22 protein-coding genes are annotated in these 23,852 nt (G+C 58.0%); 11 read left to right on the forward strand and 11 right to left on the reverse strand.

Translation table 11 applies throughout. The features are described from left to right. Nucleotides 1–24 precede the first annotated feature (24 nt). From PQR27_RS10560 to PQR27_RS10580, 5 genes are all read right to left on the reverse strand, one after another. On the reverse strand, nt 25–1,734 hold the full coding sequence (locus PQR27_RS10560) for a right-handed parallel beta-helix repeat-containing protein (protein WP_408523600.1): 1,710 nt from the start codon (nt 1,732–1,734) through the stop codon (nt 25–27). A 247-nt stretch (nt 1,735–1,981) separates the two neighbouring features. Next, nucleotides 1,982–2,413 (reverse strand): nuclear transport factor 2 family protein, encoded by a 432-nt coding sequence (locus PQR27_RS10565; protein ID WP_408523601.1) that lies wholly within the window; start codon nt 2,411–2,413, stop codon nt 1,982–1,984. Nucleotides 2,414–2,449: 36 nt separating this feature from the next. After that, nucleotides 2,450–2,845 (reverse strand): c-type cytochrome, encoded by a 396-nt coding sequence (locus tag PQR27_RS10570; RefSeq protein ID WP_408523602.1) that lies wholly within the window; start codon nt 2,843–2,845, stop codon nt 2,450–2,452. Nucleotides 2,846–2,858: 13 nt separating this feature from the next. After that, nucleotides 2,859–4,592, reverse strand: a complete 1,734-nt coding sequence (locus tag PQR27_RS10575) for an FAD-dependent oxidoreductase (protein WP_408523603.1) — start codon at nt 4,590–4,592, stop codon at nt 2,859–2,861. 49 nt (nt 4,593–4,641) lie between these two features. Then, on the reverse strand, nt 4,642–5,607 hold the full coding sequence (locus PQR27_RS10580) for a transporter (protein ID WP_408523604.1): 966 nt from the start codon (nt 5,605–5,607) through the stop codon (nt 4,642–4,644). Between the two features lie 279 nt (nt 5,608–5,886). Between PQR27_RS10580 and PQR27_RS10585 the strand changes: the two genes are divergently transcribed. The 7 genes from PQR27_RS10585 to PQR27_RS10615 all read left to right on the forward strand — a co-directional run bounded on the left by PQR27_RS10585 (nt 5,887) and on the right by PQR27_RS10615 (nt 13,130). Then, nucleotides 5,887–6,744: a helix-turn-helix domain-containing protein gene (locus PQR27_RS10585; RefSeq protein ID WP_408523605.1), complete on the forward strand. Its 858-nt coding sequence runs from the start codon at nt 5,887–5,889 to the stop codon at nt 6,742–6,744. A 390-nt stretch (nt 6,745–7,134) separates the two neighbouring features. Continuing rightward, on the forward strand, nt 7,135–7,923 hold the full coding sequence (locus PQR27_RS10590; protein WP_408523606.1) for an enoyl-CoA hydratase/isomerase family protein: 789 nt from the start codon (nt 7,135–7,137) through the stop codon (nt 7,921–7,923). Nucleotides 7,924–7,957: 34 nt separating this feature from the next. Further along, nucleotides 7,958–9,619 (forward strand): AMP-binding protein, encoded by a 1,662-nt coding sequence (locus PQR27_RS10595; RefSeq protein ID WP_408525455.1) that lies wholly within the window; start codon nt 7,958–7,960, stop codon nt 9,617–9,619. A 59-nt stretch (nt 9,620–9,678) separates the two neighbouring features. Beyond that, entirely contained in the window at nt 9,679–10,044 is a 366-nt protein-coding gene (locus tag PQR27_RS10600; protein WP_408523607.1) for a VOC family protein, read from the forward strand. Nucleotides 10,045–10,083: 39 nt separating this feature from the next. Next, nucleotides 10,084–11,106 (forward strand): LLM class flavin-dependent oxidoreductase, encoded by a 1,023-nt coding sequence (locus PQR27_RS10605; protein WP_408523608.1) that lies wholly within the window; start codon nt 10,084–10,086, stop codon nt 11,104–11,106. Beyond that, entirely contained in the window at nt 11,103–12,212 is a 1,110-nt protein-coding gene (locus PQR27_RS10610) for a flavin reductase (protein ID WP_408523609.1), read from the forward strand. Before PQR27_RS10605 ends, PQR27_RS10610 begins: the two co-directional genes overlap by 4 nt. Before the next feature lie 51 nt (nt 12,213–12,263). Then, the gene (locus PQR27_RS10615; RefSeq protein ID WP_408523610.1) at nt 12,264–13,130 is read left to right on the forward strand and encodes an alpha/beta fold hydrolase; all 867 of its coding nucleotides are present in this window, start codon (nt 12,264–12,266) and stop codon (nt 13,128–13,130) included. Between the two features lie 113 nt (nt 13,131–13,243). Here the strand turns inward: PQR27_RS10615 and PQR27_RS10620 are convergent, their stop codons facing one another. After that, nucleotides 13,244–14,020: an IclR family transcriptional regulator gene (locus PQR27_RS10620; protein ID WP_408523611.1), complete on the reverse strand. Its 777-nt coding sequence runs from the start codon at nt 14,018–14,020 to the stop codon at nt 13,244–13,246. A 282-nt stretch (nt 14,021–14,302) separates the two neighbouring features. Between PQR27_RS10620 and PQR27_RS10625 the strand changes: the two genes are divergently transcribed. Continuing rightward, nucleotides 14,303–15,394 (forward strand): porin, encoded by a 1,092-nt coding sequence (locus PQR27_RS10625; protein ID WP_408523612.1) that lies wholly within the window; start codon nt 14,303–14,305, stop codon nt 15,392–15,394. 9 nt (nt 15,395–15,403) lie between these two features. Then, a complete protein-coding gene (locus PQR27_RS10630; protein WP_408523613.1) occupies nt 15,404–16,630 on the forward strand; it encodes a methyl-accepting chemotaxis protein in 1,227 nt (408 codons plus the stop codon). On the opposite strand, the gene PQR27_RS10635 is transcribed toward PQR27_RS10630, so the two are convergent. The 4 genes from PQR27_RS10635 to PQR27_RS10650 all read right to left on the reverse strand — a co-directional run bounded on the left by PQR27_RS10635 (nt 16,584) and on the right by PQR27_RS10650 (nt 20,582). Then, nucleotides 16,584–17,693 carry a Gfo/Idh/MocA family protein gene (locus tag PQR27_RS10635; protein WP_408523614.1) on the reverse strand — a complete coding sequence of 370 codons (1,110 nt, stop codon included), beginning with the start codon at nt 17,691–17,693 and terminating at the stop codon, nt 16,584–16,586. The two genes, PQR27_RS10630 and PQR27_RS10635, sit on opposite strands and share 47 nt — an antisense overlap. Before the next feature lie 70 nt (nt 17,694–17,763). Next, nucleotides 17,764–18,273 carry a nuclear transport factor 2 family protein gene (locus tag PQR27_RS10640; protein ID WP_408523615.1) on the reverse strand — a complete coding sequence of 170 codons (510 nt, stop codon included), beginning with the start codon at nt 18,271–18,273 and terminating at the stop codon, nt 17,764–17,766. Between the two features lie 61 nt (nt 18,274–18,334). After that, a complete protein-coding gene (locus PQR27_RS10645; protein WP_408523616.1) occupies nt 18,335–19,378 on the reverse strand; it encodes a homogentisate 1,2-dioxygenase in 1,044 nt (347 codons plus the stop codon). Between the two features lie 259 nt (nt 19,379–19,637). Then, nucleotides 19,638–20,582 carry a 3-keto-5-aminohexanoate cleavage protein gene (locus tag PQR27_RS10650; RefSeq protein ID WP_408523617.1) on the reverse strand — a complete coding sequence of 315 codons (945 nt, stop codon included), beginning with the start codon at nt 20,580–20,582 and terminating at the stop codon, nt 19,638–19,640. 405 nt (nt 20,583–20,987) lie between these two features. Here PQR27_RS10650 and PQR27_RS10655 point away from each other — a divergent pair, with 405 nt between their 5' ends. After that, the gene (locus tag PQR27_RS10655) at nt 20,988–21,530 is read left to right on the forward strand and encodes a MarR family winged helix-turn-helix transcriptional regulator (protein ID WP_408525456.1); all 543 of its coding nucleotides are present in this window, start codon (nt 20,988–20,990) and stop codon (nt 21,528–21,530) included. 236 nt (nt 21,531–21,766) lie between these two features. Here the strand turns inward: PQR27_RS10655 and PQR27_RS10660 are convergent, their stop codons facing one another. Continuing rightward, complete coding sequence (locus PQR27_RS10660; protein ID WP_408523618.1) at nt 21,767–22,051, reverse strand: DUF4148 domain-containing protein; 285 nt, start codon at nt 22,049–22,051, stop codon at nt 21,767–21,769. A gap of 654 nt (nt 22,052–22,705) precedes the next feature. Here PQR27_RS10660 and PQR27_RS10665 point away from each other — a divergent pair. Next, the gene (locus PQR27_RS10665) at nt 22,706–23,842 is read left to right on the forward strand and encodes a substrate-binding domain-containing protein (RefSeq protein WP_408523619.1); all 1,137 of its coding nucleotides are present in this window, start codon (nt 22,706–22,708) and stop codon (nt 23,840–23,842) included. Nucleotides 23,843–23,852: the final 10 nt, after the last annotated feature.

Raw genomic sequence — 23,852 nt, forward strand, 5'->3', positions numbered from 1 at the left:
CGATTGCCCAAATCCATTTCGGACTTACTGTTCGCCTGTCCACTGGTACGGGCCGACGTTCCACGTAGTACTCTGGATAGGTTGCCCGAAGAAACCCTTGGTTGCTGTTGGCGAAATGTTGGCAAAGATACCTGTTCCCGCAGCCTCGAACACCGGTTGAGTAAAGCCCATATACGCCGCCGAGAGTGCCGGGCTACCCGAAAGCAGCTTGAAGTTGTTCACATAGGATGGCGTAGCTGTGAACGCCGCAGCGGATTCGTCGACGAATTTTGGATCCTTAAGGATTGCATAGTGGTCGTTCTGGTAGGCAGAAGCGGCTGCGCCGTAGAAGACGTTGTTCGACCACGAGGGAGCAACGCCGCCGCTCGGGAGGGAATGAGCGTAAAGAAAAATCGTTGGGCCACCGAAAGAACCAAAAATATTGTTATAGACATGCATATTGGTAGCAGCAAGCGAGATCGCCTGACTGTTTGTGTTGTTGCTCGCGACGATCGTGTTGTTATAAATCCATACATCGTCGCTGTAGACACCGCTAGTATAATTACCCATCGTCGCCGGAACATAGGTGCTCGAATATATCACGCCCGTGTGAAAGTTAGCGGGCTGACTCCGTTGCCCGTCATTTGCGCTGTAATTGAACCGGTAAATCACATGATGATTTCCGCCCAGCACTTCGAAGCCGGCACCGAAATTGCCGTAATAGGTGTTGTATTCAACGACCACATCACTATTCGCTGCGTCGACGTGAATATTCGATGAGTCATCCGGTCCGTATGAACCCGAGACGTAGTTGCTTTCGACCGCGACGTGCTGGCTCCCAACGAACCATGCACCGCTACCTCGGTGGTACATGTTGACGGCCGCCGTCGTATTGATCGGTGTGGCAGCGCCGGAATTGACAATGCTGTTCCCCTGAATCAGCAGGTTCTGAACCCGTTGCCCCATGAAACAGCTTCCGCCGTTATTGGTGCAGGTATTGTTCAGAACACCGACGTTCTGGACGCCAAGGATCGGATTAGTTATATCGTAGTTGGGGACTGTAGAGTTATCGGCAAAGATTGCCCCGTACCTGCCGTTGTTCGTGAAGGTACTGTTACTCACAACGATGTCACTAATCGGGTAACTGGTCGACGTGTTCATTACGGAGATGCCTGCCGTATAGATAGCGTCGAGATTGCCATTCCACTTGTAAGTCGTTACCTGATCGACCAGTAGATTCTGGAACCGGTAATAAGACAGATTCCGACCCGCCTGCCCGGTGCCCAAGACCTGAATGCCAAATACATTGGTAAGGCTCGCCCCAGGGATATTCGTGTTGTTGTTGCTGATATGCAGATTCGAGAACGAAAGGTTGTCCTGATCCTGCACGAGGACGGCTGCCTGGAGCCATGTCGTTTGCCCGGTCGCACCTGCCAGGACAGGCAGCGTGCAACTGGACGTACCGGGATTGTAGGACGAGAAGGTAATGGGGTTCCCGGGGCTACCAGAACTCGATATTTTCAGTTGGCCCGAAAACGTATCGCCGCAGCGAAAAAGGATCTGATCTCCCGCAATGAAAGTGGCGCCACTTACCTTTGCGAGTGTCTGCCATGGCGCGTTTGCAGAGGTCCCGTTGTTTGCATCGTTGCCAATTGAACTCACGTAATAGGTTGCCGCGTAGGTAGAGCCGTGCCATGCGGCGGCACCGAACATTGCGATTGTCGTTGCCACTTTTACTGCAGATTTAACACCCATTCGTATCTCCTGATCCGCCCGTCAATGGTAGCGCTACTTTCAATAAGTATCTGTTAGCGCTCCCATCAAGTCAAACCGAAGATCAGTAAGGATTTCCCTGGTAACGGATGGCTGCGCTTACGGACGTGGCTGGCGCTAGCGTGCGAGTCGTCGGCAAGTTCGGCAGCGCAAGGCGCATGGGCTTTTACGCAAGCCTTGTATCGCGCGCGACCATGCGTCGGCGACTAAAGCCGCCGACGCCGGGTCTTTACCGAGAAAGCCAGGGATAGCGCGTTGTATCCGAGTCCTCGTAGTCGGGGTCGAGATAGATGAAGCAGCGCTGGATCCTGAAGTTGCGAATCTCGAACACATCGCACCAGCGTCCCGCATGGGTCACGCCTGCGCGCCACTCCACGCCCCCTTTGCTAGTGCCGTAGCTGGTGCCCTCGACGACCACCGTGTCACCCTGCTGGATCACGTTGAGATAAGCAAGGTCGTGCTTGAACTTCGAAACGATCGATCCAAGATCGGCGAACAGCTGCTCGAACGACGCGCGGCCCGACGCAATGCCCCATTTGGGAAAGAAAACTTCGGCGTGGTCGTCGAAGAGATCGAAGAAAGGCGCACCGCGGTCGAGCCGGCGCAGATATTCGAGCGCTAGCGTCTTGCGTTGCTCGTCGGTCATCGTAGTGGTTTCCATATCGTGCCTCATGAGTGAATGGCGGAAAGGTGTCGTTCAATGCAACGTGCGTAGATAGGCGATGATCTTCTGGCGCCGAGCCTCGTCGGCTTCAAAGTAGGTCATCGCGTTGCCGGGTGCGACCGTCTGCGTGTCGGTAAGCCACGCGTCGAGCAGCTTGTCGTCCCACACCTTGCCTGGCGCGGCGGCTTTCATCCCTGCCGAATATTTGAAGCCCGGCTCCGAGGCCAGCGGCCTGCCGAGAATGCCGAACAGGTTCGGCCCCTGCCCGTTCGGCTCGCCCTTGCCGAACGTGTGGCACACGGCGCAATTGTTAGTCGTGAGCTTCTTGCCCAGCGCTATAGCGTCCTGCGCGTCCTGGGCGTGGCCCGCGCTGCTCGCCAGCGTCAGTACAGCCGCCAGGATCTTCGAAAGGGTGCAAATGCGATTCATGGTCTGGCTCCTGTCAGGTGCGTGAAGCGGGTTCCGCGTGTGCAGCGTTCGCTGTCCGATACGCGAATGCGAGGATCGGTCCGAGCGTGCCGCCACCGGCCCAATACGCGCGCGCCGAGGCGGATGCCACGCAATTGCCGACGCCATACAGTCCCTTGATTGGCGCGTCACTTACGTCGAGCACCTGTCCATGCGAATTGGTCCTGGGTCCGCCCTTGGTATCGAGGTTGCCGGCGACGATCAGCGCCGCATAGTACGGGCCCTTTGCGCTGATCGGGTACATCGTTTCGTTCTTCTGATCAGCCTTTTTCCCGATTGGCCCGTTGAACAGCTTTTCGACGATGCGCTCGCCGCGATGGAAATCGCCATCCGTTCCCGTCTTTGCGAAGCCGTTGAAGCGCTTGATGGTCGCATCGAGGTTGTGCAGGAAGTCGTCGCTCAGATCCAGTCCACCGACCGCGCTTCTGACCTTCGCAAGCCTTTCGCGGATCGCCGCTGCAAGCTCCGCCAGCGTGTTGCCGCGCATCACGTGGCGATCGTTCGAACCGGCCGGCACGATCAGGCTGCCGTAATCGTCGCTTGCACAGTGGTCCTGCGCCTGCTGATCCCAGATCGAGATGAGCGCAAGATTCGGATATTCGCCCTTCGCGCCATCCCATTGAGAGAACGTCGCGCAGACTTCGTTGTAGGCCAGCTTCTCGTTGACGACACGCCTGCCGTACTTGTTGACGTACACCATCGAATCGCCGGTCGGCGTGAAAATGCCCGAAAGCGAACCGTCCTTCGCAAGCGCCTTGTCGAGCGAGATCGGTGCCATCCACGAGTAGTTCATGTTGCGCAGCTGCACGTCGAGCGCGCTCGAAATGCGCACGAAATCGCCTTCGTTGGTCGGCGCCGCGCAACCGCCGTAGACCGCGCCATGCAGGAAGTTCTTGCGCAATTCCGGGTCATGCGTGAAGCCGCCGGTCGCGAACACCACGGCCTTTTTCGCCCGGGCGCGAAACAGCGTGCCTTCCTCGGTCTGCGCCTCGACACCGATCACCGCGCCGTTTTCATCCACCAGGACCTTCTGCACACGATAGCCCGTGCGGATATCGATACCGTCGCGGCGCGCCGCCGCACTCATCGTGCGAATCGCAACGCGCCCGCCGTCCGACATGCTCGGCAGGCCGTCCTTTGGAAACAGCACGCGGCCGCGCGGCGCCTTGTCTTCTGGCAGTTCAGCCCAGTAGTCGGGCACCGACGCCTCATGGCGGTACGGCAGTGCGCCTTTGCTCGCAAGCAGTTCGGCAGCAGGCGACGCGCTGTCGTAGATCGCCTCGCACATCTCGTACTCCCAATCCGAGAGGCCGAGCTTCGGCAGCGACGGATCGTATTGCTCCGGCCGCGACAAACGCGCGACGTAGCGTAGATAGTCCGCCTTCGGATCCGCGATGCCGGCGCGCCGCATCGGCTCGTTGTTCGGCACCCAGTACCAGAACGCGGCTTTCGCGGCCGTGCCGCCGACGCTGCCGGCCTTCTCCAGGATCGCGACGCGGTTCCCTAGCCAGCGCGAGAAGAGCGCGCAAGGCAGGCCGCCGCCTCCGCCACCGCATACGACGATGTCATACTCGGCGTCGAATTTCTGCTGGCCGGCGGCCTTCGCGGGCAGCGTGACAGCGCCAAAAGCCGCGGCAGCAGTGCCGGCGCCCGCCGCCTTGATAAAGTTGCGCCGCGATGCTGCGGGCGATCTGTTCTCGTCAGTCATGTTCGTCTCCGGGGTTTTCGTTTTCGATCGATGCGTCGAGGGAAGGCATTCACCAGTAGTGCCACGCCTGAAGCAGAATTCCGTTGGTCAGCGTGGTATTGCGGCCCGACACCGAGTGCTGGTATTGAATGGAAAGCTGGTCGTACATCTTCTGATGCACGAATGGCAGGCTGTTCGGCTTGAACTGGAACAGCACGCCAGCGCCCACCGTTGTCTCGCGGCTCGCACTGTTCGCCACTGCGGCGTCCGTCGTCTGATTGAAGGCGCCGCCGCTCGTCTGGCAGTCAAAGCCGATGAAAGGGATGGCGAATGGGTTGTCGGGAGGGGCGATGCTGTAGCCCACACGCAGGTTGAGATGAAACGTGTTGCCGGGGCTCAGGTCGTCCTGACCCGAACGCAGCGTGCGTCCGCGCAGAATGCCGCCAACCAGCAGGTCCACGTTCACATGCCCGTACCAGTCGTCATAAAAGACCGAAGGCCAGAACGACCACGTATTGGTCGAAACGCTGTTCTGTCCGATCGGTACCTGTGCGTACGCCTGAAAGCCGAGCGTCGTCGCGGGCGCGGGGTTGTACCAGACCAGTCCACCGATCAACGGATCCCCGATACCACTCGCCGAAAAGTGCGAGCCCTGCGTGCGGATCTCGGGTACGGTGATGCTCGCGTTGAAACCAACATGGGGCAACGACGGCAGCTTCCAGTAATGGATGAACGTCGAAAGCCCAACGAACGTGTTCGTGCCCGGTCCGGCTACCTGGTCGCCGTGCGAATCGAACGCGCGGTTGTCGTGATTCCATTCGATGTTCTGGCCGAACGAATCGTATGTCCCTTCGAAATCCGAGCTGAATTGCCAGGTCTGAGGGCGGTCGGTGGCGAACGGAATGCCAGAGGCGTGCGCCGAACCCGCTGGCAGCAGCGTGCAGGTTGTACCGAGCAAGGCGAGCATCATCGCTTCGCGCCGCCGAAATCGATGCCGCAAGCCCTGGATGCTGATCCGCGCCAGCTGTGTTCCCATCGTCGTCTCCGTGTTTTGGTGTCGTGTGCCGCTTGGGCATGGACGCACAGTACGGTGACGCAATGAGCGGGTCTTTCACGTTTCGCGGTTTACAGATTCCTGCTCTTCCGCGGATATCAGGGTGAGTACCAGGGTGAAATTTGCGCACGCAGCGTTCGCGAACGGCGACCCATCGAAGCGTCATGGTTGTGGCACGCGCGTCTATACTTGCGAAAAAAGCGGCATCTGAACGACATCGGAGCGCGGAAAAGCGCGCCATCGAGGCAATTGGAGACGATGATGAGCGGAACTGTCCAGCCATCCGCCAACACGCGGATCGAGCGATTCAGTGCGGTCGCCGGTGCACCCGGACTCGAATACTGCATCTCCGGTGCGCAGCCCTATACCCTCGAAATTCACACCCCGTCCGACATGATCTGCCTGCTGCTTGGCACGATCGATTCGCAGACGCGTTACGACAATGGTCCGATGCTCCCGCTCACGTTCCGGGCGGAGACGGCGGCGTTTCATCCGCGCGGCGGTCGCATGCAAATCGACGCGCAGCTGGTTCGCCACGGCTTCATCGCGTTTCGTTATGACGACACATTTCAGCGCCGCACCACCGACCGGTGCACGGACGCACTGCGCCGCAGGGGCAACCGTAGCAACCTCGGTGCCGATGCGATCCGGCATCTGGTGCGCTACGCGCGCCTGAAGGTGCCTCCGGAACGCGCTCGGCGGGTCGATTCCTGGGAGATCGAGTGTCTCGCGACGCTCGCATGGATCGAAACGACGCGGCACCTGGAAAACACTGCGGACAAGCGCAAACCAGGAATTTCCGACGCCGAGTTTTCCCGCCTCGAACAGTATGTCGCGGACAATCTCGAGCACAACCTGAGCTGCGCGGATATCGCGGCAACCCTCGATTTACCTGTTCGCGTGGTTTTCGACGGCGTGAAGGCCCGCAGCGGATACTCGCTGTATCGCTTTGTGCTGGAGAAGCGTATCAGCGCGGCCGCCCAGATGCTGCGCACAACTGCCGCGCCACTTTGCGAAGTCGCCGCGGCTTGCGGATTTTCCTCGCAACAGCATATGACGGCCCTCTTTTCCGAACGGATAGGCACAACCCCGTTGCGCTTCAGAAAGAATTTGCCTTAGGCGGGTGTTGTCCTACTGCCATGATTCAATGAACCTCCGGATCGCGCTCGAAAGCCGGTTCGGACTCCCGATCATTCCCCTCTACGTTCAAGCGATAGCGTTGGCTCATTTACACGCATGAGCATCGCGTTCGTATCGCTAGCAACCAGCAACTCCGCCCTGCACGCACGTCCGGCAAGAACTTGAGCGCCGCTTTTGCTTGCGCGCCTCAGGGGCGCCCGAGGTCCGAGCCCGCGCTTGCCGTCATCAGCGAACAGGTTGACACGCCTCTGCCGACATCCTAATATACAACAATGATGTACGCATTCACTATTGTTGAATATACGCATCACATCCGGCAGGAGACGCCGGGGTTCCAGGTCCGCCATCATTTATTAGGGATTTCTTTCAATGGAAAGCATCTATTTTGAACGTCGTGAGAACGTGGGCCATATCGTATTGGCCAATCCCCCCTCGAATCTCATCGCGGCTGATTTCGCTGACTGCCTCGAGAAATCCGTCCGGGAAGCCAGCAAGGCCGATATCCGGGCGCTCCTGATCCGTGCAGAGGGCCCCGATTTCAGCAAGGGCGGCGACGTTCTCGATTTCATTGACAAAGGTTTCGACGATTGGCGGACGTTCATTTCGCAGATTCACCATACGTATCGGTCAATCGAAGCTCTCCAGATCCCGACGATTGCCGCCGTGCGCGGCGCAGCATTCGGTGGCGCATTCGAGTTGGCTCTCGCTTGCGACTTCATCGTCGCAGCGGAGAACGCAACGTTCCGATGCATTGAAGCGTCCGTTGGCTCGGCGCCTGTCGCGGGGGGCGTGCAGCGGCTGGCGGATCGAGCGGGACGCGCCTTTGCCGCGCGCTACGTCATGCTGAGCGAACCCATGTCCGGCGCGACCGCCGGTCAGCTCGGCGTTGCCGCCTTCGTCGTCGGCGAAGATCAGGTCGAGCGTGACGCCGAGGATCTTGCGATCAAGCTTGCGAACGGCCCTACGCGCTCGTACGGCGCCATTCGCGCCCTCCTCAAGGCATGGTCTGGCGGCGGCGTGCCCGGTGCCGACGCGCTGGTCCTCGACCTCACCATGGGGCTGCACATGACGGAAGACGCCAGGAAAGGACGAACCGCACGCGCTGAAGCCGTCGCCCGTGGCGAAGAGCCGGCGCCGGTCGTTTTTCTCGGTAAATGAGCCTTCAGACAAGTCAATTGCGTGGAACATACCGATGAAGACACTTTCATATGAGCGCGGAGCACATTTCCCGGAACTGATCGACAAGACCATCGGCGATTCATTCGACGAGATCGCCCACAAAATGGGCGAACACGTTGCGGTCGTCAGCCGGCATGAAGGGGTCCAGCTAAGCTACGGCGAGCTTCGCGAAAAGTCGGACCGGCTTGCGGCTGCGCTTCTTGACTCAGGGCTCTCACCGGGCGATCGGATCGGCATCTGGTCGCACACGAACATCGCCTGGCTGCTATTGCAGCTAGCCACCGCGAAAGCTGGATTGATACTTGTCAACATCAACCCGGCCTATCGGACCTCGGAGCTGGAGCATGCACTCAACCTGGTGGGGTGCAAGGCCATCGTGACGATGGTCCGATACCGGTCGAGCGAGTATCTGAACATGTTGCGGGAGTTGGGAAAAGCAAGGCTGCCGAGCCTCGAGACGATCTGGTGGATAGACGAGGCTGACTGCCCGGACGAAGCTGGCGCGCAACGCTTTTCCGACCTGCTGCGTTTCGCCAATGCAAACAGCGCAGCGCTTCAGCGGGTACGCCGTACCGTGCGCCCGGACGACGCCGTCAACATCCAGTTCACCAGCGGGACGACAGGGCTTCCCAAGGCCGCTACGCTGAGTCATCGCAACATCCTGAACAACGGCTTTTTCGTGGGCGAGTGCATGAAGCTCACCCACGCGGATCGAGTATGCGTCCCGGTTCCGATGTACCACTGCTTCGGCATGGTCATGGGCAATCTGGCTTGCCTGACGCATGGCTCGACAATCGTCTACCCTGCGGAGCGCTTCGACGCCGAAGCCGTTCTGGAGACCGTGCAGGCAGAGCAATGCACGGCGCTGTACGGGGTGCCGACCATGTTCATCGCTGCACTTAACCACCCGCGCTTTGCAGAGTTCGATATGAGCAGCTTGCGCACCGGCATCATGGCCGGCTCGCCTTGCCCTATCGAAATCATGAAGCGGGTTGTCGGCGAAATGCATCTGCCCGAGATTACGATCGCTTACGGCATGACGGAAACGAGCCCCGTGAGCTGCCAAAGCGTGACCGATACCCCGATTGAGAGGCGGGTAGCCACGGTCGGCCAGGTGTTGCCTCACCTCGAGATAAAGGTTATCGACCCGCTCACCGGGCGGACTGTGGAGCGCGGTCAGACCGGTGAACTCTGCACCCGTGGCTACTCGGTCATGCGTGGCTACTGGAACCAGCACGACCGGACGCGCGAGGCAATCGACGCCGAAGGCTGGATGCACTCGGGCGATCTCGCCACGATGGATTCGGACGGCTACGTCAATATCGTCGGGCGAATCAAGGATATGGTCATCCGCGGCGGTGAAAACCTTTATCCCCGCGAGATCGAAGAGTTTCTGTACACATGCCCGGGTGTTCGTGACGTGCAGGTGGTCGGCGTACCGGACAAACATTTCGGCGAAGAACTATGCGCATGGATCGTCGTCAATCCGGGGACAGCCCTGGACGACGCCGCGGTCCGCGACTTTTGCAAGAGCCGGATAGCTCATTACAAGGTCCCGAAATACATCCGCTTTGTCGACTCGTTTCCAACTACCGTGACGGGAAAAATTCAGAAGTACCTGATTCGGCAAATCATGAGCGACGAGCTTGGACTGAAAGAGCAGCGCACAGCGTGACGCTACCCGGCGACGAGATCACCTGAACGCCGTTATCAAAAATTTACCGGAGTGCCGTCATGGCAGAAGTTGACATACAAACCGTCTATCTAGTCGCGAAGGATCTTGCCCGCCTGGAAGATTTCTATGTATCGGCGCTGGGAATGCCTCTCCAGTTTCGCGACGAGAACAAGTGGACTCAATTCCGTCGGCAGCGCAGCGCATTTGCACTGAGTTCGGTAGAGGAAGCGGCAGAGGGAGCCGTCGGGGCCGTGCCCGTCTTCCAGGTTGCCGGCGAAACCCAGGACGAGCTCCGGCAGAAGATCCTGTCCGCGGGCGGCCAGCTACTCGCACAGCGTGATATGGGTACACACGGCGTTGTTGCCACCTACAAGGATCCGGAAGAAAACATCTTTCAGGTATTCAGCAAATCTTCGGCACGCTAAGTCAGAAGATCAATCAATTCACACCATACTGGAAAATCGATGAAATTCGGTATATTTGACCAAAACGATCGCAATGGGCTGCCAATTCATAAGCAGTACGAAGACAGAATGGAAATTATCGAGCTTTACGACAGGCTCGGCTTCCATGCCTATCACATGTCGGAACACCATGCGACCACGCTGAGCGCTTGCCCGTCGCAAAGCGTGTTTCTTGCCGCCGCCGCGCAGCGCACCAAAAAACTGCGCCTGTCTCCGCTGGTCTACATCCTCCCGATCCACCATCCCGTCCGTCTGGCTGAAGAAATCTGCATGCTCGACAATCTAAGCGGCGGCCGCCTGGAGTATGGTGTGGGCCGAGGCGCGTCGCCCCACGAAATCGAGGCACTCGGTATCGATCCGGCTACGGCTCAGGCCAGATACATCGAGTCGTATGAAATCATCAAGCGGTATTTGAGCTCGGATATCCTCAACTATCAGGGGAGGTTCTGGCAATTCAACGACATGCCGATCGAACTCAAGCCACTGCAGACGCCGCCTCCAACCTGGTACGCGTTGGCATCGCCAGAGTCGACGGTATGGCCGGCCCAGGAAAAGATGAACATCGTATGCGGAGGCCCGATACAGCGAGTCAGAGCCATTGCCGAGCGATATCACGAAGAATTCGCAAAACGGCACCCCTCCTCCCCTGAGCCGCTTATCGGCGTGAATCGCTATATTGTTGTCGCGGAAACGGATCAGGAGGCCATGGAAATTGCCTCACGGGCATGGTCCGTCTTCTATCCGAACTTTTTCAAGCTCTGGAAGAAGCACGGGACGGAACCGGTCAACCAGAAGCTCCCGCCGACGATCGCACCGCTCGTGGAATCGGGCCTCGCCGTAGTGGGCCGGCCGGAAACCGTTCGTGAGAAGCTGCTCGAGCAGGCGCACGAGGGCGGCTTCAACTATCTGATCGGCACGTTCATGTTCGGGGATATGTCGGTCTCCGAAGCAAAGACGTCGATCGGTCTGTTTCACGAATCCATCATGCCCGCGTTCAGCGAGGCGCAAAAGGTTCTGTCATGACCGGAAGCACTTCGTTAGATCAGGAGCGTCCCGCGATCAGAACGTTCGACAAACGTCAATTGAGAGACGTACTCGGGTCCTTCGTCACCGGCGTCACCGTGGTTACCACGCTCGATGGCGAGGGAAAAATGCATGGCCTCACCGCCAATTCGTTTTCCTCGGTCTCGCTGGATCCTCCGCTTGTTTTATGGAGCCAGGCGACCTCGGCGGGAAGCCATTCGGCGTTCAAGGATGCCGGGAGATTCACCATCAACATCCTGGCTGAGCACCAATACGCGCTCGCCAATCATTTTGCTACCCGGTCGCCGGATAAATTCTCCGGCATCGACTATGACCTTGGGGTCGACGGGCTGCCGCTACTGCGCGATTGCAGCGCGTGGCTGGAGTGTAATGTGGTCTCCCGCTATCCCGGCGGAGACCATGTGATTTATGTCGGGTCGGTGGATTGCATTCGCCAGAGCACGCGGCGGCCACTGGTATTCGGCGGCGGGCAGTATCTGGTCGCCGACCCGCACGACCTCGGCCTCGCGCCGGTCGGAACGGAGGGCGCGATGAAATCGCAGCCACACGCTGTCCGGCTGGCAAGCCGCGCCATGTTGCGGCTCGCGCGCACACTGGACAAGACGCTTGCGCTGGTAGCGTGGGGCAATCACGGTCCCACGGTGATCGCGTGGCAAGCCGGTACAACGCCTGTGGCCGCCAACCTGCCGCTGGGGCTCGTGCTACCCGTGACCTCCTCTGCTTCGGGCCTGGCGTTGGCGGCATTCCTTCCACCCGAAGCGGTCGATCGATTCGTGGCGGCGGAGTTGCGTGACAACGAACGCCAGGCGTCGGGCGAACTGCTCCGCACCGCGGAATCACTCGCAAGCGTGCTTGAATCCGTCAGGGCGTCGCATGCCGCGACGAGGCGCCCCGCGCCGTTTTACGACGACCGCAAGCTCGCCAACGCCATCAGTGTGCCCATTCTTTCCCCGCGCGGACTCGCCGCGCTGGCCTTGACGGCGATCGGCCCGGCAGAGCATTTCGATGCCGCGGCTGACGGCCCTTGTGCCGAGACCCTCAGGGCCGCCGCGCATGAGATCTCCGCTGCATTGAGAGAAGCGTGAATTGGCAATTGCCCAACTTAAGGCGGCTGATGTATCGGCCAAACTCCAATCATGACTGAAACAGATCGCCAGCTCATTGAATCCTCGTTGCCCGCTATCGAGCAGGTACCGTTGAATCTCCCCACATTCGGCGGCAAAGGGATCATCACGTATCGAACTGCCGGCGACGAGCGCGCGCCCGCCATCGTGCTGCTGCATGGCATCGGTTCGAGTTCGGCGGGATACCGCGCGCAGCTCGCCGCACTGGGCAGGAACCATCGGGTGATTGCCTGGGACGCCCCCGGCTATGGACAAAGCAGCGCATTTACGACCGCCACGCCAGCCGCCACGGATTATGCGGATGCGCTCATGGCGCTGCTGTCTGCGCTCGGCATAGCGCGTGCAACCGTCGTAGGCAGTTCATGGGGTAGTGTCATTGCCAGTACGTTCGCGGCGCGGTACCCGTCGGTTACAGGCGCCCTCGTATTGAGCGCGCCCAATGTCGCACGAGGACATCTCTCCGGTGTGGAGCGCGACGCAGCGCGAGAAGTTCTGATGCGAAGCGCAACGGCACAATCGGTCGAGGCACGCGCGGCTGTAGTGAACGCTCTGCTCGCTCCGGACGCCGGCCCTCCGGTTCGCGCGATCGTATCCCGGCTGAGAGACGCGGTGACCCCTACGGGTTGGGAACACGCCGTCGACATGCTCTTCTCGACGTATACGCCATCCGTGGTTGCTTCGATCCGGGCGCCGATCTCCGTCATTGTCGGCAAGCTGGATCGCGTCGCACCCATCGACGACCATGCCCGGCCGATTCACGAAGCTGCTAACGGTTCGACACTCCACGTACTCGATGCAATCGGCCACATGCCGAAGCTTGAAGCACCGGAGGCATTCAATTCGATCGTGTTGGCAGCTGCGACAGCCGGGAAAGACTGACCGAACGATGAATGCATGAGGAGGCCACGGCGCAAGCCGCTGGCCTCCCATCAGAACCTGTTGCGATCGCTCGCCGAAACGGATGGCGCGCGTCGGTATCGAGCGCCTGGCTTCTATCCAATCCTGCTGGGTGCCTTCCCGCCCAGTGCGACCGTAGCTCGAACCGCGCTATCGAGTAGCGCCTTTATTTGTTCACCTTCGATTTCCGTGTTCAGCGTTGCGGGCGATCCGATCAGACTGATGGCAAATCGGAGATCGCCGTCCCTGTCCCAGATGGGGGCCGCAACAGACACGTAACCCATGTCCCCGCGATGAACCGTTGTGAAGCCACAGTTGCGCAATTCAGTGATCGCTTCTTCCCGCAAGGAGGCCGCACTCCCTTCCTGTCCCGCAGGCAGTTCGCGGCCGATGAGATCGTCGGTGCGGTCAGGCTGAAGGCAGGCAATGAACAGCTTTCCCGCCGCCGTCGTAACCAGCGGAATCAGGCCTGTTCTCAGCTCGAGAATACTGCGCGTCTGCCCCTCCTGCTTAAAGAGACTAACCGGTCCATCTTCGGTCCATGCGGTCACGGCCGCGCCACTCAGTGTTGCTTCTCGCAAAGCGATCACCTCCCGACGAACGATATCGAATCCGTCCAACTGGTTGATCGCACTCATACCCAAAGCAAGCGACGCGGGCCCGAGCTTGTAGCACCCTGGCTTTTCATCCGTCGACGCAAGCCCGGTCCGCACCAGGCTAATCATGTAGTTGCTCGTCGCACTCGGCGACAACTCGGACAGGGCGGCAATCTCCTTGAGAGGCAGTGCTCGCACACTCGTCTGCAATGCCGAGAGGATTCGGAACGCAATCTCGACAGACTGAATGCCGCGCCTCGCAGTCACATTGGTCATTTTTCAGCCGTATGGAAGTCATAAAAAATCACCGCCCCGGGTTTCCACGGACGGTTGCCATGTTGACACGTCCAGGGGGTGGCCCCTATAGTGTTCAACATACATTGTGCCATTCATTATTGTTGAATGCAACAGCAGCAAACTGGAGTGATCCGAGAGAGACGAGCAACCGGATCAAACGTTTTAAATCTAGTGTTTCATTTCATCAGTAGTACGGATTTTTCTATTGCTTTTATTCATAAAACTTCTTCGGAAGAGTAACAACCGGATCGGAGACAATGCATGGCGATTTTTGGACGTACGGTAGCAGGCACGATCGTCGCACTTTCTGTGACCAGTGCGGCCAACGCGCAATCCAGCGTTACCTTATATGGAATTGCGGACACTGCGATACAGTACATCAGCAACGTCGGGGGGCACGCCCTGTATCAGGAAGAAAACACGCACTCCCCTGACATTTTCGGCTTGAAGGGAGTGGAGGATCTTGGTGGCGGACTACGCACCATCTTCGATCTGCAGAACGAGTACCTGTTAAACAATGGCCGGCAACTTGTTCCCGGAACGCTATTCAACAGGAAGGCGTATGTTGGGCTGCAGTCGGACACCTATGGCACGTTGACGCTGGGTCACCAACCTAGTTTCATGTACGACGTTCTGTCCAATTATCAAACGCCTTTGCTCCTCGGCAACATTCTCTCGCTTCACGAAGGCAACCTGGATGAGATTGCCAACTTCTACCAGTTCAACAATGCGGTGAAATATGTGAGCCCGACCCTGGGCGGTTTCTCCTCCGGTGCAGAATTTGCATTTGGAAATGTACCCGGCAATTTCAGCGCAAGCAGGGACTACTCTTTCTTTGTCCAGTACAAGGGAGGACCGCTGAGTCTGGCAGCCACGTACGCGAATGAGAACGATCGCTTCCTGGAACTTTCCAGCTTTATTGGTCTTCCGTCGCTGTTTGGGACCCCACTTCCTCAAAGCGAAGGCGTAGTTGCCAGGAAACTTGTCAATTGGGGGCTCGGGGCATCGTATCAGTTAAAAGATGTGCTTCTGCACGCCACGTTCACGCAGTCGCGCATCACATTGGCGACTGGCGAGGGTAACGCCAACACAGTTGACGCCGGTGTGAACTGGACGATCAAGCCCTATGACGTCCTCGCGATTGGCGGATGGGTGGAAAATCTCGACGGCGGAAACTGGAAGACCCTGACCATCTCGAACTCTTACCTCTTTTCGAAAAGAACTACGGTCTACCAGCAGGTGACCTACCAACACGCGTCGGGTGCCAATAGTCTCGCCTCGCTCACGGGCGCAGGCGTGGCATCCGGCCGGTCCACGACCGGCGTTTCGGTTGGTATCCAGCATTTGTTTTAGCAATGCAATATGACGAAGGCTCTTGCTGGCCCCCGGGGAATTGATGTGAAAAAGAAATCATCTATTACGGTCAAGCATAAAATCACACTGGCATTCGGAACATGGACCACCCTGATGCTAATGTTTGGTGCAACAGGGTTGCAAATTTTTCTGAGCATTGGGAGTAGAGACGTATTCCAACCGTATCGAGCCTTTCTGCTAAGCGAAATCGCCCTATCGCTTATCGGCGCCCTTGCCGCCATCTGTTTTTGGCGCCACATTCATCGCATCGTGTATGGCGGCTTGATCCGCATGACCAGGGGCATCGAGTCGGTTGCGAATACGCTTGATCTGTCAAAGCGATCGTCCAGCCCGCGCAAGGACGAGTTTGGCCGTGCGGCTTTAGCTTTCGATACGCTGATGGATCGCGTCCAGGAGACCGTAGCTTCCGTTCGCTCGTCCACAGAGTCAGTTTCGGCAGCCACGCGTGAAATCGCCGCCGGCAACTTTGACATTTCGCTGCGCACGGAAGAGCAAGCCGCCTCACTAGAGGAGACCGCCTCCACGATGACGCAGATTACCGAAACCGTGCGGCAGAATGCGGACAACGCGCGCCGCGCAAATGAACTCGTTTCGAATGCCACGCATATCGCTGACACGGGCAACGATATCGTTCAGGCCATGGTGTCGATTATCGAGCGAATCAAGTCAAGCTCGAGCCAAATCTCCGATATCACGGGCGTCATACAGGGTATTGCATTTCAGACCAACATCCTCGCCCTTAACGCCGCAGTGGAAGCCGCTCGAGCTGGCGAAAACGGAAGAGGCTTTGCAGTAGTGGCGGCCGAAGTGCGTAGTCTGGCTCAGCGATGTGCCTCCGCCGCAAAAGAAATTGACGGCCTGATTGCGTCATCCGTTGCTATCGTTCACGAAGGATCCGAGCAAGCCATCAAGGTGCATACCACCATGGTTGACATCAAGTCCGCCATTACGCATGCGTCACAAATGGTCGGCGAAATTACGGCGGCCTCTGTTGAACAGAGTCATGGTCTGGAACAGGTCAATCAGACCGTGATTCAAATGGACAGGATGACGCAAGCTAACGCGGCGCTCATCGAGCAGGCTGCGTCTGCAGCCCGACTGCTTGAGGAACAGGCAAACAATCTCAAAACGACCATGTCGTCATTCAAACTCTTTGATGCGAACGAAATCAGCCGACTCGCACCCGTTGACCCGTCTCGTCAGACTGCTCAATAGCGTGAAGAATCTTGTGGAGTGCGAGCGCATCGCCAAAGTCGGGAGCCGTGCGGGTTCCAAGACGCAAATCGTTAGCCATCAACCTGTAGATTCCTGCGACGTTTCGGGCAGTCACGGCATCCTCGAGGCCGAAGTAATACGACTGCGGAACCTTAAGCTCATGGTAACCGTCCTGCCCTTTACGTCCAGCCTCGACGCGTAACGGGGAAATGTTGATTACGGGTGCCTGCTCGATCGACGCGGTAATGCGCAAATCTCCTTCGGTTCCATTGATTTCCCACAACAGGCGGGTTCCACGCGGCAACCCTCCACGAAGCTGCAACGACAAAGGCGCTCCAGACTGAAGGATGGCGTTGATCATCACGTGATCGGGCGTTCTCATCGGGACGCTCTCCCCCGTTTCGATGACGCTCACAGTTTGCCGACGTTGCGACAACACGGCGTCAACTTCCCGGACGGGGCCCAGTACACTTTGAATCGCCGCAATCGCATGTCCGCCGATGACCGAAAGCAGAGTCGCGCCGTTTTTTGAGTCCATGGCGTAGGCGTCGCCGCGCGGTATTGCTTCGCCCCAGCTAAACCCGGCGCTGAGGTACGTTGACGACAACACATCTCCCACGTACCCATCCGCAACAAGCTTGCGCACGAATTCCACCTCAGGTGACGCAATCGCCTGGGTTCCAGTGACGGTCAGTACCCCCTTCCCGTTTGCGAGTTGAGCGAGCTCAGTCGCTTCGGCAAGGCCATTTCCAAGCGGCCACTCACAATAAACGCTTTTTCCGGCCTCAAGCGCGGCCGTGACTACTTCCTTGTGGTATGGAACTTTTACTGTTACCACCACGACATCGACTTCGGCTGAAGCAACGAGCTCCGCCACGTTTTCGAATGCGTGCGGAATGTCATAAGCAGCCGCGGCGGCCTGCGCACTCGCCAGACTGGTGTTTGCTACGCCGACGATTTCAAAGACATCGGACAGGGCACGCAGTGCTGGAATATGAGCCGTAGTGGCCCAACCCCGCTCGGCGCTCAGACCGACGATGCCCACACGAAAACGCTTTTCCATTGCTTCCTCAATACTGTTAGTGACTTCATCCTGACCGTCAGGACCTGCAAGAACGTCAAGCCCTCGTATTTCAGACGAACCCGTACTTATACGATGGATCTTCCTTATCGCGCCGCCCAACGTTGGAGTTCTCAAGTGGCGCCAAATCGGCGGGGACTGGGTCCGAACGCTGGGAATCGAGCACGACGACCCGGTCGGCGATGCGCCACTCGCCGTTTCGCCGTTCCATCCGGTCGACGTACCGGACATTCACGACCCAGTCCACGGCGGGCTTGTCGTGGTCAGGCTTCGTCCGGTGGAATGCCTGCGCATAGTGCTCTGCGTACGCCACATCGCCATCGACCTGCACGTACTGATTGCCGGTAAAGTGCTGTGTGCATTCAAAGGCCGGCAACAACTCCGCAGCCCATTTAATGAACCCTTCCACCCCGCCGTTATAGGCCCCATGACGATCAATAGCATCCGGGTGATAACACGAGCGCACGAGATCCCAGTCCATCCGGTCAATACCCCGGCAGTAGCGGATATGAACCCGCTTGATCTCTGCCTCGTCGAGAAACTGTTGAAGCCGCGATTCCACGGTAGTCTCCTTTTGATAATTCACACCGCACGCCACCTTCAAAAGCGCATGTGCGCCGGATTCATTTGCTCACGCTCGGGTGCGGGCCGTATTCGCCTGTTTCCATCAACTGCGAGGCCGCAATCGCCCTGGGCGTCCAGCGAAGCGTCGCACGCGTTTCCAGCAACCACGCCTGATAGGTCTCTGGAACGTTCTCGGGAGGGCCGTGGTGAATGACCCCTTTTGGCACCCAGGTCAGCGTGCCAGGCTCCGAACACCCTCCCCAGACACCGGGTCCGCGCACATAACAGATCACCTCATCGAAGTCCGCATTGATATGAATGGGCGGTCGACTCGAGAGGCGCGAACTAAGGTTGAACAGCAGCACGTCTCCCGTGCTGGACGATAGAAATTGACTCGGAGGTCCGCCATCGGGCAGATAAGTCAGTACCTGAATCCTGTTCAGATTCAGCTTCCACACGGGAACGGACTCCGACAGTTGCAGACCCAGAGAGAGCGGGTCGTGCGGCATGGTGAACACCGTGTTCTCACCGTCGGAGGACTTCAATATCAGTTTCGTCGGTCCGCCCACGGGAATCTCGGGACTAACTTTGGCATACTTCACATCTCGCGAGACGTTGAGCATTCCTGAAGCCGCTGGAGGCGAGAGTTTCAAAGCCGACGGACTTTCGATGATGATGCTGCGCATAGCGTCGCCGGTCGGCGCGAATCGATACGCTATCGCACGTGGGATACAGACAAAGTCACCTTCCTCGGCCGTCAGACAGCCCACATCGGTTTCGAATCTGACATTGCCCGATTGAATGAAATGAATTTCGTCTGCTTCCACATTTCGAACCACATACGGCATTGGCTTGCGGCGACCGGACACAAGCAACTTAACACCCAGCCTGGATGTAGCCACCGTGGTCGGAAGCGCTTGCGCATCGTCCTGATCGTCAGGGATCAATCGATCAAGAACAGCTCGTCGCGGTGCATGCGGGCCTTCAACAGCAAGGTAGTCTGGCGCGTATGTCGATCGGGTAACGACAGACAGTGCGCCCATGAACCCATCCCTGGTCCACAGTTGCACAGGAGGCTCTCCGCCATTTGTCTTGTCACTCATTTGTCAATCTCCTTCATCGTCAAACATACACAAACAGGTGTGCCTCCCCGGAAGGTCACAAACGAGTCCTGTCGTTCACGAGATCTATCTTATGCAAAATCCCTAGCCCTGCCCTTGGGTGATTCGACCGCCCCATTACTGTCCTTCTGCTCGAACGGCTCAGCCTTTGTCACGACACGAACAACCGCACATTTTGTCGGACGAACAGCCGCGTATGCAAGTGACGCCGCCAAAGCGGCATCACCGCCGTTAAGGGCTGTTAGCGGGCCGGCTTTCCGACCAGCGCCCGGTACTCGTTCGCAGTTGCCGGCGTGCGTCCGAGCAAGCCTGCGATGTCGCGCGCCATATTGAACATTTCAAGGTTGTCCTTGAGATGTTCGTCGCTGTTCGGGTACTTCCACGGCGTGTCTTCCGTCCCGATACGAATGTGCAACCCCATCATCGTGGCAAGCGTCGTCATGTACAGACTTGCGCGCCCCGCCGCACAAACACTGATGACGGAGGTTGGGTCAATCTGGCGAATCTGGTCGACCATCAGAAACATGTGGCGGGTCATGTCCTGAGCGTTGCTGACCCAGGTGCCGGACACCAGGGTGCGACCAACGTTGAACGGCAACCCGTACAGAATCAGCCAGTTGTAGGGCTTCTTGAGAATGCCTGTATCAATGAGCTTTCGCTTCGCAAGTTCAATTTCTCCAGAGCTATGAATTGCGAGTTCCGGTTTGACACCAGCGGCCTCGAGCGCCTCGATCGCCGGCACCATGAAGGCTTCCGGGTGACCTGGCGCGCACGGCGCTACCTCAGTCAGCCCTTCGCGCGCCGGACTCATGCACATATCGAAGGTCGTTCCGTGGAGCACATTCAGGTTCGGGACGAAGTCGTTGCCAAAACGCGCCTTGAGCGGTTCCAGAACAGCAGAATAGGCTTCGACAGGCGGGATGTCCCGGTCGAGTCGTCGGCCCTGCGCGTCGGTCATCCACGAAAAGTCGATGTGAACGCCACATGCGCCGGCCTCGATCACGCTGGACGCTGCATCCACGTATTCCTGAAATGACGTGGTCGTTTCAAAGCGGCCCGACACAGCCGCGTTGATTGCGATCTTTTGCGGAACGTCCCATTTGGGCTGCAACTCGGGGCCAGCGAGAAACTGGTACTCCTCCATTTCGCGCTTGGCGGCTTCCCAAAGTGGTAGTTTTTCAATCATGATAATCCTCGACACAGGTGGTGAAGTAAGGGTTCGAATGGCTCCGAACCAACGGCAATCAGACTGGCAATAAGTGTCCCGTCAGGGCTGGCATCTCATGGATGAATTGCTTCCAGCACAATCCATTTGTTGGCACTGCTATTCCAATACAAAACGACGCGGAGGTTGCCCCCACCTCGGAACAAAGTCGTAACACACGACAGGTCTATCGCTCTCGCAATTGGATCATTTGTGCTAAGATGATTTCATGCAAAATCGATTTATATCGAATGATGTGTTTTGAATTGAACAAAGTCAAGTACACCAGGGAATCCCCCAGGGAGCGCTTTGAGTGCACACCTTGTTTGAGCGACCCGACTCGGCGGCTAGCCGCCGAGTCGGGTCTATATGCCGAGGAATGAGCGAATGGTTAACTCCTACCCCACCGCAATCAATACGACCCTGGATGCCATTGAGCCGTCTTGCGGCTCAGCGGGAAAGGAAGCGCCCGATATCTTCGACGATCGGGGCAGAACGGTTCCGTGGATGACCCGAACGTTGCACCGGCTCTACGACGCACAAGCGCAGCGGGTCCTCGCTCGGGAGAATGTGTCCATTGCGCATTGGTACTACCTGCGGGTGCTGGCCCAACGCGGCGAACTGAATCAACTGGAGTTGAGCAAACGCGTTGGCATCGCTTCGACAACCGCGGTGCCGGCATTGGACAGCATGGAAAAGCGCGGTCTGGTGAAGAGGACTCGCGATCCGAAGGATCGGCGCAAGTACTACGTTAGCCTCACTGACGATGGCAAACGTCTGGTCGATGAAATGATGCCCGAGATCATCCGCATGATCTCGGGCTCTTTTGATGGCGTGGACCCTGACGAGATGCTCATTTTCTGGAAGGTTTTGCACCAGATCGCGCAGAACCTCTCAGAGAAGTCCAACGAAGATACCGTCGTCGATTAGCCGGCTAGTGTCTGTGCCGAGCGCATCAGAGCTTTGAAGAGAGCACGCTTCGGTGCAAGAGACGGTCTACAAGAACCGGCACGCCTCGGCGGCGGCCGTGAGCGAGGCCTGGCATCAGGAATAACGCTGCCAGACGCACATAAAAACGAAACGGCTGAGGTTTCCTGCCGATAAAGGCGGGAAACACTCAGCCGAAAACTGCGTACTTCTTGAAACCGGCGAGTCAACGCCGAATATTACATACCGCTTTCCGTGCCCGAACGGGACGTTCCGTTGACAGCACCGCCGTATCCCGAAACAGCAGCTTGGGCTGTGGCGTTCTGTGCCGCGACTTTTGCTTCAGCGGCCTGAATGTTCTCGGGGTAGTGAATCCAGTCGTGCGGGTCGTAGCCAGCTTTCTCGAGCTGCGCCAGTTCAGCGCGCACCTGTGCACGACTTGCCCCCTGACCGGACTGCGCGAACGATGCAACGGGTGCTGCAATAAGGGCAGCAACAAACACCATCTTGGTGAACGACTTCATGATGACAGACCTCAACGATTCTTGTTAGTGGCGCTATAAAGGAACGTCTTTGCCACGACTGAACCCAGTTTAAAGGGTAAGAATCACCAGGGTAAGTACTACTTTTTCCAATTCTCCGTTGCAAATGCGTCAACAATCGGCCGGCACGGGTTCGGCCGCCTCGCTCCCGGCGCAGGAGCGGTCGAACTGCGCATTTTGCGTATCCCACGCCCGTCTGAAACGCGGCGCGCTTCCCCATCGCTAGGGAGATTCCCCAGGATTCTTGACTTTGGTCGTCCCGAAACACATTATTCGATGTAAATCGATTTGATGTAGCACGATCTCGCATCAAATGAACCATAGAGGAGTGGCGATCGGGCGATTCTTGCCCGTTCCGCTTATAGCGAGTTCGCATGATTTGATCGGACCACGCAAATAACAAAGGACTACGTAGCGACGCTTCCGAATCAGGAATTTCGAACATTGGCCCCATGCGTCACTTGCGCTCGCAAGCTGACGATGTAACCACAGGCAGGTGAAGTCATGAGAAACCGCTTCTGGAACCGAAATCGTATCGGGCAAGAGCACGTGTTTGCCGGTCGAACAATTCCCCGGCCGGGTCCAGCCCAGGCGCTGCGATTGAATCCAAACTCATCATCCAATTCGAGGATCGCCATGTTCGACAAGTTCCGAGTCCGGCAAGCTGCGGCGTCAAAGATGCAGAACCGAAAAGTAGTCCAGGATTTTCTTCGCAAGCTCGGATTGCTTATTTCAACAGGTCTGATCTGCACTGCGGCGGTTGCGGCAGAAGACTCCCACACAAGCCGCCAGGGCGACATCACCCCGCTCTGCGGTACAAAACCGATGATTGTTGGCGTGTCTGACGGTTACGGCGGCAATACCTGGCGCAAAACAGGCCTTGCCGAAGTCAAGGATGAGCTAAGCCGCTGCAAGAACGTCAAACGGGTCATCTACAGCAATGCAAATGGCGACCCGCAGAAGGCAAATTCCGACATCAACAGCATGGTCGCACAGGGAGTTAACGTCCTTATCATGCTGCCGGATTTTGGTGCCGTGCAACTCCCGGCCATGCGGGCGGCCATGAAAGCTGGCGTAGCGGTTGTGCCGTATTCGGCCCAGATCCCGGGAGTCACTGGACGCGACTATGTTGTCAACGTAGTGGGTGACACAAAGCAGGTTGGTGTGCTGTGGGCCGATTGGCTCGGCACAACTCTCAAGAAAGGAAACGTAGTGTTCCTGGGCGGCTCGCCTGGTGCAGCCGGATCCCAGAATTTCATGGACGGTCTGAAGGGCGGTCTCAAGAAGTACCCGAACCTGAAGCTGCTAAACGACCAGTTCGTTGTTACGAACTGGAGCCCGGTGGACGCGCAAAAGGCGACGGCAGGCCTCATTGCACAGTACCCGCAGATTGACGCCATCGTCACGGACTATGGAGTGACAGCGCTCGCTGCAGCGAAAGCGTTCGAACAGGCACATCTTCCGGTGCCGGCCATCGTAACGATCGCAAGCGACAACGAGCTGAACTGCCATTACCTGTCGGCCAGGAAGTCTGGAGCCGCCTTCCCCTACTACACGCTCGACGGCACGACGACATACGTGCGCTTTGCCGTACGCCATGGGGTCGCGGCCTATCAGGGGACGACAGACAACGAGTCGCCCGCCGTCCTTCCTTCCGCCTACGCCGACAGCGCCAAGGGTCTCGATCCCAGGTGCGACCCAACAGCGCCGCCTGATGCCGACCTTTCCTCAGCGCTCCCCCAAGAAAAGCTCAAGGCAGTGTTTGAGCAGTAATAGCTCGAGA

It is taken from the genome of Paraburkholderia fungorum, from assembly GCF_046027215.1.
GTDB lineage: Bacteria > Pseudomonadota > Gammaproteobacteria > Burkholderiales > Burkholderiaceae > Paraburkholderia > Paraburkholderia fungorum_D.

Bases quoted from the DNA above. Each gene is read 5' to 3' on its own strand.
- PQR27_RS10610 (WP_408523609.1), top strand. From the start codon at position 11,103: ATGACCGGAAGCACTTCGTTAGATCAGGAGCGTCCCGCGATCAGAACG.
- PQR27_RS10635 (WP_408523614.1), bottom strand. From the start codon at position 17,693: ATGGAAAAGCGTTTTCGTGTGGGCATCGTCGGTCTGAGCGCCGAGCGG.
- PQR27_RS10620 (WP_408523611.1), bottom strand. From the start codon at position 14,020: ATGACCAATGTGACTGCGAGGCGCGGCATTCAGTCTGTCGAGATTGCG.
- PQR27_RS10655 (WP_408525456.1), top strand. From the start codon at position 20,988: ATGGTTAACTCCTACCCCACCGCAATCAATACGACCCTGGATGCCATT.
- PQR27_RS10605 (WP_408523608.1), top strand. From the start codon at position 10,084: ATGAAATTCGGTATATTTGACCAAAACGATCGCAATGGGCTGCCAATT.
- PQR27_RS10595 (WP_408525455.1), top strand. From the start codon at position 7,958: ATGAAGACACTTTCATATGAGCGCGGAGCACATTTCCCGGAACTGATC.
- PQR27_RS10575 (WP_408523603.1), bottom strand. From the start codon at position 4,592: ATGACTGACGAGAACAGATCGCCCGCAGCATCGCGGCGCAACTTTATC.
- PQR27_RS10665 (WP_408523619.1), top strand. From the start codon at position 22,706: ATGTTCGACAAGTTCCGAGTCCGGCAAGCTGCGGCGTCAAAGATGCAG.
- PQR27_RS10580 (WP_408523604.1), bottom strand. From the start codon at position 5,607: ATGGGAACACAGCTGGCGCGGATCAGCATCCAGGGCTTGCGGCATCGA.
- PQR27_RS10590 (WP_408523606.1), top strand. From the start codon at position 7,135: ATGGAAAGCATCTATTTTGAACGTCGTGAGAACGTGGGCCATATCGTA.
- PQR27_RS10630 (WP_408523613.1), top strand. From the start codon at position 15,404: ATGACGAAGGCTCTTGCTGGCCCCCGGGGAATTGATGTGAAAAAGAAA.
- PQR27_RS10570 (WP_408523602.1), bottom strand. From the start codon at position 2,845: ATGAATCGCATTTGCACCCTTTCGAAGATCCTGGCGGCTGTACTGACG.
- PQR27_RS10600 (WP_408523607.1), top strand. From the start codon at position 9,679: ATGGCAGAAGTTGACATACAAACCGTCTATCTAGTCGCGAAGGATCTT.
- PQR27_RS10560 (WP_408523600.1), bottom strand. From the start codon at position 1,734: ATGGGTGTTAAATCTGCAGTAAAAGTGGCAACGACAATCGCAATGTTC.
- PQR27_RS10615 (WP_408523610.1), top strand. From the start codon at position 12,264: ATGACTGAAACAGATCGCCAGCTCATTGAATCCTCGTTGCCCGCTATC.
- PQR27_RS10565 (WP_408523601.1), bottom strand. From the start codon at position 2,413: ATGGAAACCACTACGATGACCGACGAGCAACGCAAGACGCTAGCGCTC.
- PQR27_RS10660 (WP_408523618.1), bottom strand. From the start codon at position 22,051: ATGAAGTCGTTCACCAAGATGGTGTTTGTTGCTGCCCTTATTGCAGCA.
- PQR27_RS10645 (WP_408523616.1), bottom strand. From the start codon at position 19,378: ATGAGTGACAAGACAAATGGCGGAGAGCCTCCTGTGCAACTGTGGACC.
- PQR27_RS10625 (WP_408523612.1), top strand. From the start codon at position 14,303: ATGGCGATTTTTGGACGTACGGTAGCAGGCACGATCGTCGCACTTTCT.
- PQR27_RS10585 (WP_408523605.1), top strand. From the start codon at position 5,887: ATGAGCGGAACTGTCCAGCCATCCGCCAACACGCGGATCGAGCGATTC.
- PQR27_RS10650 (WP_408523617.1), bottom strand. From the start codon at position 20,582: ATGATTGAAAAACTACCACTTTGGGAAGCCGCCAAGCGCGAAATGGAG.